This window comes from Sulfurivermis fontis (assembly GCF_004001245.1).
Classification (GTDB): domain Bacteria; phylum Pseudomonadota; class Gammaproteobacteria; order Thiohalomonadales; family Thiohalomonadaceae; genus Sulfurivermis; species Sulfurivermis fontis.
Genome location: NZ_AP018724.1, coordinates 1,546,254 through 1,557,848 on the forward strand (window position 1 = coordinate 1,546,254; position 11,595 = coordinate 1,557,848).

The 11,595-nt window shown below is 64.3% G+C and carries 13 protein-coding genes; 2 read left to right on the plus strand and 11 right to left on the minus strand.

Annotation, left to right across the window (positions count from 1 at the left end; genetic code table 11):
* Positions 1-116: 116 nt before the first annotated feature.
* The 7 genes from clpA to surE all read right to left on the minus strand — a co-directional run bounded on the left by clpA (position 117) and on the right by surE (position 6,713).
* A complete protein-coding gene (clpA, locus tag EP379_RS07950; RefSeq protein WP_127477297.1) occupies positions 117-2,381 on the minus strand; it encodes an ATP-dependent Clp protease ATP-binding subunit ClpA in 2,265 nt (754 codons plus the stop codon).
* Between the two features lie 19 nt (positions 2,382-2,400).
* Positions 2,401-2,724 carry an ATP-dependent Clp protease adapter ClpS gene (clpS, locus tag EP379_RS07955; protein ID WP_127477298.1) on the minus strand — a complete coding sequence of 108 codons (324 nt, stop codon included), beginning with the start codon at positions 2,722-2,724 and terminating at the stop codon, positions 2,401-2,403.
* A 218-nt stretch (positions 2,725-2,942) separates the two neighbouring features.
* On the minus strand, positions 2,943-3,938 hold the full coding sequence (rpoS, locus tag EP379_RS07960; protein WP_127477299.1) for an RNA polymerase sigma factor RpoS: 996 nt from the start codon (positions 3,936-3,938) through the stop codon (positions 2,943-2,945).
* Positions 3,939-3,949: 11 nt separating this feature from the next.
* Complete coding sequence (locus EP379_RS07965) at positions 3,950-4,720, minus strand: peptidoglycan DD-metalloendopeptidase family protein (RefSeq protein ID WP_127477300.1); 771 nt, start codon at positions 4,718-4,720, stop codon at positions 3,950-3,952.
* Positions 4,713-5,294, minus strand: coding sequence for a YqaA family protein (locus EP379_RS07970; protein WP_127477301.1), 582 nt, complete (start codon positions 5,292-5,294; stop codon positions 4,713-4,715). Before EP379_RS07970 ends, EP379_RS07965 begins: the two co-directional genes overlap by 8 nt.
* Before the next feature lie 7 nt (positions 5,295-5,301).
* Entirely contained in the window at positions 5,302-5,964 is a 663-nt protein-coding gene (locus tag EP379_RS07975; protein WP_127477302.1) for a protein-L-isoaspartate(D-aspartate) O-methyltransferase, read from the minus strand.
* A complete protein-coding gene (gene surE, locus EP379_RS07980) occupies positions 5,961-6,713 on the minus strand; it encodes a 5'/3'-nucleotidase SurE (protein WP_127477303.1) in 753 nt (250 codons plus the stop codon). The genes EP379_RS07975 and surE overlap by 4 nt, the downstream gene beginning before the upstream one ends.
* A gap of 94 nt (positions 6,714-6,807) precedes the next feature.
* Between surE and EP379_RS07985 the strand changes: the two genes are divergently transcribed.
* Entirely contained in the window at positions 6,808-7,359 is a 552-nt protein-coding gene (locus EP379_RS07985) for a Smr/MutS family protein (RefSeq protein ID WP_127477304.1), read from the plus strand.
* Between the two features lie 64 nt (positions 7,360-7,423).
* On the opposite strand, the gene truD is transcribed toward EP379_RS07985, so the two are convergent.
* Together truD and ispF are read right to left on the minus strand one after the other, a co-directional pair.
* The gene (truD, locus tag EP379_RS07990) at positions 7,424-8,479 is read right to left on the minus strand and encodes a tRNA pseudouridine(13) synthase TruD (RefSeq protein WP_127477305.1); all 1,056 of its coding nucleotides are present in this window, start codon (positions 8,477-8,479) and stop codon (positions 7,424-7,426) included.
* Between the two features lie 40 nt (positions 8,480-8,519).
* On the minus strand, positions 8,520-8,993 hold the full coding sequence (gene ispF / locus EP379_RS07995; RefSeq protein ID WP_127478868.1) for a 2-C-methyl-D-erythritol 2,4-cyclodiphosphate synthase: 474 nt from the start codon (positions 8,991-8,993) through the stop codon (positions 8,520-8,522).
* A gap of 224 nt (positions 8,994-9,217) precedes the next feature.
* On the opposite strand from ispF, the gene EP379_RS08000 reads away from it, so the two are divergent.
* On the plus strand, positions 9,218-10,534 hold the full coding sequence (locus EP379_RS08000) for a DEAD/DEAH box helicase (RefSeq protein ID WP_127477306.1): 1,317 nt from the start codon (positions 9,218-9,220) through the stop codon (positions 10,532-10,534).
* A 53-nt stretch (positions 10,535-10,587) separates the two neighbouring features.
* Here the strand turns inward: EP379_RS08000 and ispD are convergent, their stop codons facing one another.
* On the minus strand, positions 10,588-11,280 hold the full coding sequence (ispD, locus tag EP379_RS08005) for a 2-C-methyl-D-erythritol 4-phosphate cytidylyltransferase (RefSeq protein WP_127477307.1): 693 nt from the start codon (positions 11,278-11,280) through the stop codon (positions 10,588-10,590).
* Positions 11,277-11,576, minus strand: a complete 300-nt coding sequence (gene ftsB, locus EP379_RS08010; RefSeq protein WP_127477308.1) for a cell division protein FtsB — start codon at positions 11,574-11,576, stop codon at positions 11,277-11,279. The genes ispD and ftsB overlap by 4 nt, the downstream gene beginning before the upstream one ends.
* Positions 11,577-11,595: the final 19 nt, after the last annotated feature.

Below are 11,595 nucleotides of genomic sequence, written 5' to 3' on the forward strand. Positions count from 1 at the left end.
GCGAGGCACGAACGCCCGCACCGCGCATCGAACGGATATTCGGCTGGCGTCACAGCAAACAAAAACGCCCGGTGGTCCTCCAGCGGGCGTTTTTGCTTATCGGGTCAACGGGCGCCTCAATCGATCAGAGCGGCCTCTTTCTTGCTCTCGAACTCGAAGGTCAGCTCGTCGCCCTCTTCGCTCACCAGGACGTGGCCGCCACCCTCCAGTTTGCCGAACAGCAGTTCTTCCGCCATCGGCTTCTTCAGCTTCTCCTTGATCACGCGGGCCATGGGACGGGCGCCCATCTGCGGATCGTAGCCGTGCCTGGCCAGCCAGCGCCGGGCGGCGGCATCCACCTCCAGAGTGACGCCCTTCTGTTCCAGCTGGGTCTCCAGCTCCATGATGAACTTGTCCACCACGTGCTTGATGTTTTCCTCATCCAGCGGCTTGAACTGAATCACCGCGTCGAGACGATTGCGGAATTCGGGGGTGAACATCTTCTTGATCACCTCCATGCCGTCGGTGCTGTGATCCTGCTCGGCAAAGCCGATGGAGCGACGGCTGGTCTGCTCCGCGCCGGCATTGGTGGTCATCACCAGGATGACGTTGCGGAAGTCGGCCTTGCGGCCGTTGTTGTCGGTCAGCGTGCCGTGGTCCATCACCTGCAGCAACAGATTGAACACATCCGGATGGGCCTTTTCGATTTCGTCCAGCAGCAGCACCGCGTGCGGATGCTTGGTGATGGCTTCGGTGAGCAGGCCGCCCTGGTCGAAGCCGACGTAGCCCGGCGGCGCGCCGATGAGGCGTGATACCGTATGGCGTTCCATATATTCGGACATGTCGAAACGAATCAGCTCGATGCCGAGTATGCTGGCCAACTGACGCGTCACCTCGGTCTTGCCCACGCCCGTGGGGCCGGCGAACAGGAAGGAACCGATGGGCTTCTGTTCGGTGCCAAGGCCGGAGCGGGCCATCTTGATGGCCGAGGCCAGGGTGGTGATGGCCTCGTCCTGACCGAAGATCATCAGTTTGAGGTCGCGCTCCAGGTTCTTCAGACTCTCGCGGTCCGAGGCCGACACGCTCTTGGGCGGAATGCGCGCAATCTTCGCCACCACCGCCTCGATGTCCTTCACACCCAGGGTTTTCTTGCGTTTGGATACCGGCAGCATGCGCTGATTGGCGCCGGCCTCGTCGATGACGTCGATGGCCTTGTCCGGCAGGTGGCGATCATTGATGTAGCGTGCCGCCAGTTCCGCCGCGGCGCGCAATGCCGCCTTGGTGTACTTGACGTCGTGGTGCTCCTCGAAACGGCTCTTCAGGCCCTCGAGGATCTGCACCGTCTCCTCCACCGTCGGCTCGGGCACGTCGATCTTCTGGAAGCGGCGCGCCAGGGCACGGTCCTTCTCGAAGATGCCGCGGTATTCCTGATAGGTGGTGGAGCCGATGCACTTGAGGTCGCCGTTGGCCAGCACCGGCTTGATCAGATTGGAGGCATCCATGGCACCGCCCGAGGCGGCACCGGCACCGATGATGGTGTGGATCTCGTCGATGAACAGAATGGCGCCGTGCTCTTTCTTGAGCTGGGCGAGCACCGCCTTGAGACGCTTCTCGAAATCGCCGCGATACTTGGTGCCGGCCAGGAGGGCGCCGAGGTCTAGGGAGTACACCGTGCTGTGCGCCAGCACCTCGGGCACCTCGCCGTCGACGATCTTCTTGGCCAAGCCCTCGGCCAGTGCGGTCTTGCCCACGCCGGCCTCGCCGACGAACAGGGGGTTGTTCTTGCGGCGACGGCACAACACCTGGATGGTGCGCTCGATCTCGTGGGCGCGGCCGATGAGCGGGTCGATCCTGCCCTGGCGTGCCAGGGCGTTGAGGTTGGAGGCATAGGCCTCCAGCGGCTTCTGCGCCGTGTCGGCACCGCCCTCCTCCTCGCTGGGACGCGCCGCCTCTTCCTCACCCTCGCCGCTCAGCTTGGAGATGCCGTGGGAGATGTAATTGACGATGTCGAGACGGGTGATGTTCTGCTGGTTGAGGAAGTAGACCGCCTGTGATTCCTGTTCGCTGAACATCGCCACCAGCACGTTGGCGCCGTTGGCCTCCTTGCGCTCCGAGGCCTGCACGTGAAACACCGCGCGCTGCAGCACACGCTGGAAACCGAGGGTAGGCTGAATCTCACGTTCACTGTCAGGGGCCAGCAGGGGCACGGTATCATCGATGAAGCCGACCAGGTCGTTGTGCAACTGCTCCATATTGGCACCGCAGGCCTTGAGTGCCGCCGCGGCAGTAGGCTCGTCGAGCAGCGCCAGCAGCAAGTGCTCCACCGTCATGAACTCATGACGCTGCTCACGGGCCGCCTTGAAGGCCTGATTGAGGGTATACTCCAGTTCTTTGGTCAGCATGGTAGCCTCTCTTTAAGACCTATTCGGCCTCCATGGCACACATCAAAGGATGCTGGTGCTTGCGGGAGTAGCTGTTGACCTGTTGCACCTTGGTCTCGGCCACGTCTCGGCTATAGACACCGGCAACGCCCTTCCCCTCAGTATGGACCGCCAACATGATTCGTGTCGCGGTCGGGCGATCTTTGTTGAAAAAAAATTCCAGTATGTGTACGACGAACTCCATCGGCGTGTAGTCGTCGTTCAGCAGCACCACCTTGTACATGGGCGGGTGCTTGAGTTGCGGGCGATCTTCTTCTACCGCCAGATCGCGGTGGTCACCGTACTGATGATCGCTCTCTGCCATGATTCCTTACCTGTCGCTCACGATTACTAACATAAAGACTTGAAACGGTGTTTCCAAGTGGCGACATTGTAGCAATGTCAGGCCCGGCCCACGGTTAGAACACGTCGAAAAGCAATAATTCCACGTCCGGCACAGGGACAAGGAGCGGAAAATGGAAAAGGGAAAGCGATAAATCCGCCCCACGGCTGCCGTGTGACGTTACCTCGTGATGGGCTTCCTCAAATGGTGTCCGAGGAAAAACCCTGTGCTTCCATGATCTTGCGCAAACGTTTCAGGGCCTCGATCTGAATCTGGCGCACCCGCTCACGGGTGACGCCGATCTGCTGGCCGACATCTTCCAGCGTGGTGACATCGTGGCCATTGAGGCCGAAGCGTCGCTCCACCACCTCACGCTGCTTGTCGGTCAGCTCATCCAGCCACTGCTCGATCTTGGCGCGCATGTCGTCATCCTGCAGCAGTTCCACCGGATCGAGATTGTTCTCATCCGGAATGGAATCGAGCAGGGAACGATCGGCATCCCGCCCCACCGGCACATCCACCGAGGTCACGCGCTCGTTCAGTCCGAGCATGCGCTTTACCTCCTCCACCGGCTTGTCCAGCATTTCGGCGATCTCTTCCGGGCTGGGCTCATGGTCGAGAGTCTGGGTCAGGTGTCGTGCCGCACGCAGATAGACGTTGATTTCCTTGACCACATGGATGGGCAGGCGGATGGTACGGGTCTGATTCATGATGGCCCGCTCGATGGTCTGACGAATCCACCAGGTGGCGTAGGTCGAGAAACGGAAACCACGCTCCGGGTCGAACTTCTCCACTGCGCGGATCAGACCGAGGTTGCCCTCTTCGATGAGATCGAGCAAAGGCAGGCCCCGGTGCAGATAGCGGCGCGCGATCTTCACCACCAGACGCAGATTGCTTTCAATCATGCGCTTACGACCAGCCTCGACACCTTTCTGCGCGAGCCGGGCGTAATACACCTCTTCCTCAGCAGTCAGTAGCGGTGAAAAACCGATCTCGCCCAGATAGAGTCGGGTGGCATCCAGCTCCAACTCCGGTACCGCCATGGGGGTGTAGTCATCGAGGGGATTGTCCTCCTCCACGCCATCGTCCACCGCAGCGTCAACCGTTCCGCTTTCTTCGGTTTCCAGCAGATATTCAGTCTCCTGCTCGAAACCGAATTCTTCCTCGCTGTCTGTGTTGGTGTTGTGCTTGCCCATACCCTCGTCCTTCATCTGTTCTGTTTCGGCAGATACCGCAAGGGGTCCACCGGTTTGCCTTCCTGGCGAATTTCGAAGTGCAGCAGCGCACCATCCTTGGCGGTCTCCCCCATCTCTGCAATCATTTGCCCGGGTTTGACCTTTTGTCCTTCCTTTACCAGCAACCTGCGGTTATGGCCGTAGGCGCTCAGAAACGTATCATCATGCTTGATGATGAGCAGATTGCCATAACCTACCAAACCGCTTCCACTGTATACCACATCACCGCCGGAGGCGGCATAGACCGGTTGGCCGAGCCGACCGGCGATGGTAATCCCCTTTTTACTGGCAGAATTATTGAAGCCCCGCTTGACGCTGCCGGCGGTGGGCCACTGCCAGCGGATAGGAGACTGATGCGGGCGTGACACCGGCTTTTCAACGGTCCTGTCAGGTGTGGTTTTTGCCGTTGCAGGAGGGGGGCGTGATGCAGACGGGGATGGCGCTGCAGAACGAGCGGCGGCGGAACGCTCCTCCACCACCGCGCCACGGGGCGTCGGAACCACCAGCAACCGTTGGCCGGGATAGATGCGGTAGGGCCAACCGATACGATTCCAGGAGGCCACCTCGCGGTAGTCGTAACCATAACCCCAGGCGATGGAATACAGCGTTTCGCCGGGGCGTACCGTGTGGTAGACGGCATAGTTTTTCCGTGGTGGAGGCCCCAGTTCGCCACAACCGGCCAGTGCCAGCAGAAGCGCCAGCAATAAAACGGCTGTATGGCGGATGGGCACGGTTTCAACCATTGCTGACGATGATATACCCGGCCACGGCGGCCAGGATGACCACCCAGCCGATGCGATCGATATACAGGCGCAGACTGCGCTCCATGGGTTCGCCGCCCCATACCATCAGCCCTGCCACCAGGAAAAAGCGGGCCCCGCGGCCGATGAGCGAGGCCAGCATGAACAACGGGACATTCATGGCGATCACCCCGGCGGAGATAGTGAACAGCTTGTAGGGAATGGGGGAAAATCCGGCCAGAAACACCGCCCAGAAACCCCACGCATCGAACCACTCCCGGGCAAGTTCGTAGCGCTCCCAGTAGCCTGCCTCACGAATCAGCGGCTCGACCAGCTCGAAGGCGAAATAACCGATGAGGTAGCCCGCGGCCCCACCCACCACCGAGGCCAGGGTGGTCAGCAGGGCGTAGTACCAGGCGCGGTCACGCCTTGCCAGCGCCATGGGTGCCAGCATCACGTCGGGGGGGATGGGAAAGAACGAGGACTCGGCAAAACTGAGCGTAGCCAGATAGCGCGGGGCATGGGGGTGCGCAGCCCAGCGCATCACCCGGGCATACAGGGCGGAAAACAGCTTCATCGCAACCTCATTGACTGGCTCCCGGTACCATCGGCACGAATGAGACCATTTCCAGAACTTCCTGTTTCAACTCGCCGTTGCTGCGGCTGACCAGCAGCAACTGCTGGCTACCGCGATTGCCCACCGGCACGATCAGGCGCCCCCCATCGGCCAGCTGTTCCAGCAGCGCCGCCGGCACCTGGGTCGGCGCCGCCGCGACCAGAATGCCGTCATAGGGGCCGTGCTCAGCCCAGCCGGCATAGCCGTCGCCATGACGCAGGCGCACGTTGCGGATCTGCAGGCGCTGCAACCGTTCGCGCGTGCGGCGCACCAGGTCGCCGATGCGCTCCACGCTGAACACCTCGTCCACCAGCGCCGCCAGCACCGCGCTCTGGTAACCGCATCCGGTTCCCACCTCCAGCACCTTGCGCGGCCGCCCGCCATTGAGCAGGGCCTCGGTCATGCGCGCCACGGCATAGGGCTGGGAGATGGTCTGGCCGCTGCCGATGGGCAGGGCGGTATCCTCGTAGGCGCGGGTGGCCAGGGCTTCGTCCACGAACAGATGGCGCGGCAGGGTGCGCATCACCTCCAGCACGCGCAGGTCGCGTATGCCCTGCTCCATCAGCCGGGTCACCATGCGTTCGCGGGTGCGCTGCGAGGTCATGCCGATACCGGCGCTCTCGCGCATCACAGCGGGCAACTCCGCAGCCAGTCGGCCACCTTGCCGATGGCGTTGTGGCGGGTCAGGTCCACCTGGATGGGTGTGACCGATACCCGGTTGTGGCGCACGGCGTGGAAATCGGTACCGGGTCCAGCATCCTGCTCGGCACCGGCGGGACCGACCCAGTAGATGGGGCGGCCGCGCGGATCCTGGGCGCGGATCACCGGTTCGGACTTGTGGCGCTGGCCCAGGCGCGTTGCCTCCAGGCCCTGTAACTCATCCCAGGGCACATCGGGGACATTGACGTTGAGGATGGTGTCCTTGGGCAGCGGGTTGGCCAGCAACTGACGTACCAGGCAGACGGCGACACGGCCGGCGGTGGCGAAGTGCTGCGGCTTGTGGCTGACCATGGAGATGGCGATGGCCGGCAGGCCGAGGAAACGCCCCTCCATGGCTGCCGCCACGGTCCCGGAATAGATGACGTCATCCCCCATGTTGGAACCGGCGTTGATACCCGAAACCACCATGTCCGGCTCGGCATCGAGCAGGCCGGTGATGGCCAGATGCACGCAGTCGGTGGGGGTGCCGTCGACACGGATCACGCCGTCGTCCATGACCACGGCGCGGATGGGGTTTTCCAGGGTGAGGGAATTGCTCGCCCCGCTGCGGTCGCGTTCCGGCGCCACCACGGTGATGTCGGCGATGGTACGCAGGTGTTCGGCCAGACAACGGATACCGGGGGCCTGGTAACCGTCGTCGTTGCTGATGAGTATCTTCATTGTTTTGGAATGGGGGGCGGTCGAGTCGGGCCTGCCTACTATACCCCAAGCCGCTGCCGGGACGGCAGGCCCGTCTGGTAGACTGGACGGTATCATGCGCAAGAAACCCGCACCGCTCAGCGACGAGGAAAGCGAGCTGTTCCGCTCCGCCGTGGCCGACGTGCGCCCGCTGGACTCCGATCGCCTGCCGGTCATGGCCCCGCCGCCACCCCCGCAGCCGCAGAAACGGCAGGAGGACGAGCGCCGGGTGTTGCAGGACATGCTGTCCGATCCGGAATACCCGGAGCTGCTGGAAACCGGGGAGGAACTGCTGTTCGCCCGCAGCGGCCTGCAACACAACGTGCTGCGCAAGCTGCGCCGCGGCCAGTACGCCATCGGCGCCGAACTGGACCTGCACGGCCTTACCGCCGCCGAGGCACGCGAACAGCTGGCGGCCTTCCTCGTCGCCGCACGCCGGCGTGACGTTCGCTGCGTGCGCATCATCCACGGCAAGGGCAACGGCTCGCTGCAGCGCCGTCCGGTGCTCAAGGGCAAGGTCAACCACTGGCTGCAGCAGCGCGACGAGGTGCTGGCCTTCTGCTCGGCCCGGCCGATGGACGGCGGCACCGGTGCGGTGTACGTGTTGCTGAAGCGCGCCCAGATGTAGGAGCCGAGTCCTCTCGGCGAAAGGGTGCCAGATTCAGCGTCAGGTTCGCCCACGGAGTGGGCTCCTACGCTTCGGTGTTCGCCACCACCTCGCGCAACACCGTGGTGGCGTAGGCCCCGGCCGGCAGATGGAAGGTCAGTGTCAACCTCCCATGCATCTCATCCAGCGCCCACTCCAGCGCCTGCGGCCGCAGGCACAGGCCGCGGCGCTCCTGCTGCAATCCCGCCGCCTCCAGGCCACGGCACCAGAGCGCATATTCGGCCAGCGCCGCCTGCTCCAGCTCCCGCACCGCACCTGCGCTGAGACTCTGGCCGCGGCCCCACAGCGGGCCGGTGAGTTGCAACTCGCCGCGCGCGATACGCGCGACGATCGCCGGCGTGGGCGCATCACAGGTGACCAGGCTTTGTGTCTCCCCCACCTGCACCACCTCGCCCGCCAGCGGCGTCTGCCAGTTGCCCGCCGCCACCCGCGCCGACAGCACGGTATTGAACAGCAGCGAACGCGCCGCCGAGAGATACAGCCCACGCCGGTGCCGATCCGGCTCCCGACGCTCGCCGGCGAACATCGCCGCGGCCGCCGCCAGATTGCCACCGCCGATACCGAAGCGCTGCTCGCCAAAATAATTGGGGACACCCTGCGCCTGCACCCGTTGCAACCGCGCCGCGAGTCCCGCGACATCGCCATCCAGTTGCCGCACCACCAGACGGAAACGATTGCCGCGCAGCTCGCCGCGGCGCAGCTTGCGGCGGTGGCGCTGCACATCCAGTATTTCCACGCCTGCACAGTCGAACCGGCCCCAGTCCGGCTCCGTGCCGGGCAGGTGCAGGCTGAACCACTGCGTGGTCACCGCATGACGATCCTTCAGGCCGGCAAATCCCACATCCGCCACCCCGATGCCGGCGAATGCCGCCAGCTCGCGCGCCAGCCACTCGGTGTTGGTGTCCCGTTTGCGCACGTGTAGCAGGATGTGATCGCCACGCCCGTCCGGCGCCTGGCCGAGGTCCTCGTCGACGACGAAATCATCCACTGTGCTGCGCAGCACGCCGCGCACCGTCGGCGTGCCATGGGCGCAGGCCCAGTGCGGCAGACCGGGGCCGTGTTCGGGGCGGGGGAAGGTCATAAACGTTGGTTACGCAGCAACGTCGTGCGCCGGCTCCGATCTACAGCGCTTCCAGCAGCACCACCGCATGGGCGGCGATGCCCTCCTCGCGCCCGGCAAAGCCGAGGTGTTCCGTGGTGGTGGCCTTGACGTTGACCTGGCCAGGGGGAATCTCGAGGTCCTGTGCCAGATTGGCGCGCATCGCTTCGATGTGCGGCGCCATCTTCGGGGCCTGGGCGATGATGGTGCCGTCGACATTGCCGACACGCCAGCCGTGCTCCCTCAGCAGTATCACCACGTGCCGCAGCAGCTTGCGGCTGTCGACACCCTGGAACTGCACGTCACTGTCGGGGAAATGACGGCCGATGTCGCCCAGCGCCGCGGCGCCGAGCAGCGCATCGCACAGCGCGTGGATCAGCACATCGCCATCGGAATGGGCCTTGAAGGCCTGGCGGTGGGGAATACGGACGCCGCCGAGCACGAGGTGATCGCCGGCGGTGAAGGCATGTACGTCATAGCCGTGGCCGATGCGCAGGGTCATGGTGGGAACTCATGTGGCACAGGGAAGGGCATTGTAGCGCGCCCGGCCCGGCACCGAAAATTTACCGGCACCGCCGGCCATGTTCTGTTAGACTGCGCGCCTGCGGTGCTTTTCCCAGTCTGCACACCGCGGCCTTCCCGGCTTTCCCTAATCCGTCCGCCTATGACTGGCGCCCCTGCCCGGTGGCGACAGGCCGATGTTTACCCTTTGGAGTTGTTATGTCCTTTTCCACCCTCGGTCTGTCCGAAGCGATCGTCCGCGCCGTCACCGAGCGCGGCTATAGCGAGCCCACCCCGATCCAGAAGCAGGCGATCCCCGCCGTGCTGTCCGGCGGCGACCTGCTGGCCGGCGCCCAGACCGGCACCGGCAAGACCGCCGGCTTCGTGCTGCCGATCCTGCAGCGCCTCACGGACAGCCCACCCAAGAGCCAGCCGCGCGGCTTCCCGCCGGTGCGCGCCCTGATCCTCACCCCCACCCGCGAACTGGCGGCCCAGGTGGAGGAAAGCGTGCGCCACTACGGCAAGTACCAGAAGCTCACCTCGATGGTGATGTTCGGCGGCGTCGGCATCAATCCGCAGATCGACAAGCTGAAGAAACGCGTCGACATTCTGGTCGCCACCCCGGGCCGCCTGCTCGACCACGTGCAGCAGCGCACCGTCGACCTGTCGCACATCGAGATCCTGGTGCTGGACGAGGCCGACCGCATGCTCGACATGGGCTTCATCCGCGACATCAGGAAGATCCTCGCCCTGCTGCCCAAGCAGCGCCAGAACCTGCTGTTCTCCGCCACCTTCTCCGACGAGATCAAGTCCCTGGCCGACGGCCTGCTGGACAAGCCCGCCCTGATCGAAGTGGCGCGCCGCAACGCCACCGCCGACACCGTCGCGCAGAAGGTTTATCTGGTGGATCGCGAGAAGAAGCGCGAGCTGCTGGCACACCTGATCAGCGAACACAACTGGCACCAGGTGCTGGTGTTCACCCGCACCAAGCACGGCGCCAACCGCCTGTCCGAACAGCTGAGCAAGGGCGGCATCCCGGCCCTCGCCATCCACGGCAACAAGAGCCAGTCGGCACGCACCCATGCCCTGGCCGAATTCAAGAAAGGCAGCCTGCAGGTGCTGGTCGCCACCGATATCGCCGCCCGCGGCATCGACATCAGCGAACTGCCCCACGTGGTCAACTTCGAACTGCCCAACGTGGCGGAAGACTACGTGCACCGCATCGGCCGCACCGGCCGCGCCGGCGCCGAGGGCGAGGCGGTGTCGCTGGTATGCGTGGACGAGCATCAGCTGCTCAGGGGTATCGAACGCCTGATCAAGCGCGAACTGCCCAAGGAGATCGTGCCCGGCTTCGAGCCTGATCTGAACGCCAAGCCGGAACCGATCCAGAATGGCCGCGGTTCGCGTCCCGGCGGCGGCGGTCGCGGTGGTCAGCGTCCGGGCGGCAACCGTCCGGCGCAGAAGCCGGCGGGCCGCAGTGGTGGTCAGGGCGGCAACAAGCAGCCGCCGCACCGTTCGAGTGGGCGGCATCAGTAAGTGACATTCGATATTTCCGCTCCCGCCTACCTTGTGTAGCGGAAGCTCCGCCATCAGCGGCCAAGAAAAAACTCCGCCAGGGCCAGATCCTCCGGCCGCGTCACCTTGATGTTGTCGGCGCGCCCTTCTACCAGCTTCGGCCGCAACCCGGCATGTTCCACTGCCGAGGCCTCGTCGGTGACGACGAAGCCGTCGGCCAGGGCCTGTTCCAGTGCCTGCGTCAGCAGGCCGAGGCGAAACATCTGCGGCGTCAGGGCATGCCACAGCGTGGTGCGATCTTCGGTGGCGCTGATGCGCCCTTCCCCGTCGGCGCGTTTCATGGTGTCGCGCACCGGCACGGCAAGAATGCCGCCGACCTCGTCGTGTTCCAGTTCGGCACAGAGCTGGTCGATATCGCTACGGGCGAGACAGGGCCGCGCGGCATCGTGCACCAGCACCCAGTCGTTGGCATCGGCGTGCTGCGCCAGCAGACGCAGTGCATTGAGCACCGAGTGGCAGCGCTCCTGGCCACCGGCGGCAACGTGCAGCGGTATGGCGGAATCGATGTGCAGTTCAGGCCAGTAGGGATCGCCCGGCGACAGTGCGACGACGATGCCGCTGATGGCGGGGTGATGAGTGAAGCAGGCCAGGGTGTGTTCGATGACGGTCCTGCCGCGCAGCGGCAGGTATTGCTTGGGGCGATCGGCCTTCATGCGCGCGCCGACGCCGGCGGCGGGGATCACGACCCAGTGGCGCGGCGGCTTCATTGACCGGCCTCGGCAGTCTTCGGTTCGTCGATGATCTGAAAGAAGGTTTCGTCCTTCTTCACCATGCCCAGCTCGGTGCGGGCGCGTTCCTCGATGGCCTGCAGGCCCTGCTTCAGATCGATGACTTCCGCTTCCAGGGCGCGGTTGCGCTCCAGCAGACGGGCGTTTTCCTGTTTCTGCACCTCCAGCGCCTCGGACAGCTGCCACATCTTGACCAGGCCGCCGTCACTGAACCAGAGACGGTACTGCAATACCAGCAGGAGGATGACGAGGATGGCGACAAGGAGCCGCTTCATGATGGGGACCGGACTGTCC

What these genes read in the sequence shown, in the direction of transcription:
- clpA (WP_127477297.1), bottom strand. Translation starts at nt 2,381, where the DNA reads ATGCTGACCAAAGAACTGGAGTATACCCTCAATCAGGCCTTCAAGGCG.
- clpS (WP_127477298.1), bottom strand. Translation starts at nt 2,724, where the DNA reads ATGGCAGAGAGCGATCATCAGTACGGTGACCACCGCGATCTGGCGGTA.
- rpoS (WP_127477299.1), bottom strand. Translation starts at nt 3,938, where the DNA reads ATGGGCAAGCACAACACCAACACAGACAGCGAGGAAGAATTCGGTTTC.
- EP379_RS07965 (WP_127477300.1), bottom strand. Translation starts at nt 4,720, where the DNA reads ATGGTTGAAACCGTGCCCATCCGCCATACAGCCGTTTTATTGCTGGCG.
- EP379_RS07970 (WP_127477301.1), bottom strand. Translation starts at nt 5,294, where the DNA reads ATGAAGCTGTTTTCCGCCCTGTATGCCCGGGTGATGCGCTGGGCTGCG.
- surE (WP_127477303.1), bottom strand. Translation starts at nt 6,713, where the DNA reads ATGAAGATACTCATCAGCAACGACGACGGTTACCAGGCCCCCGGTATC.
- EP379_RS07985 (WP_127477304.1), top strand. Translation starts at nt 6,808, where the DNA reads ATGCGCAAGAAACCCGCACCGCTCAGCGACGAGGAAAGCGAGCTGTTC.
- truD (WP_127477305.1), bottom strand. Translation starts at nt 8,479, where the DNA reads ATGACCTTCCCCCGCCCCGAACACGGCCCCGGTCTGCCGCACTGGGCC.
- EP379_RS08000 (WP_127477306.1), top strand. Translation starts at nt 9,218, where the DNA reads ATGTCCTTTTCCACCCTCGGTCTGTCCGAAGCGATCGTCCGCGCCGTC.
- ispD (WP_127477307.1), bottom strand. Translation starts at nt 11,280, where the DNA reads ATGAAGCCGCCGCGCCACTGGGTCGTGATCCCCGCCGCCGGCGTCGGC.
- ftsB (WP_127477308.1), bottom strand. Translation starts at nt 11,576, where the DNA reads ATGAAGCGGCTCCTTGTCGCCATCCTCGTCATCCTCCTGCTGGTATTG.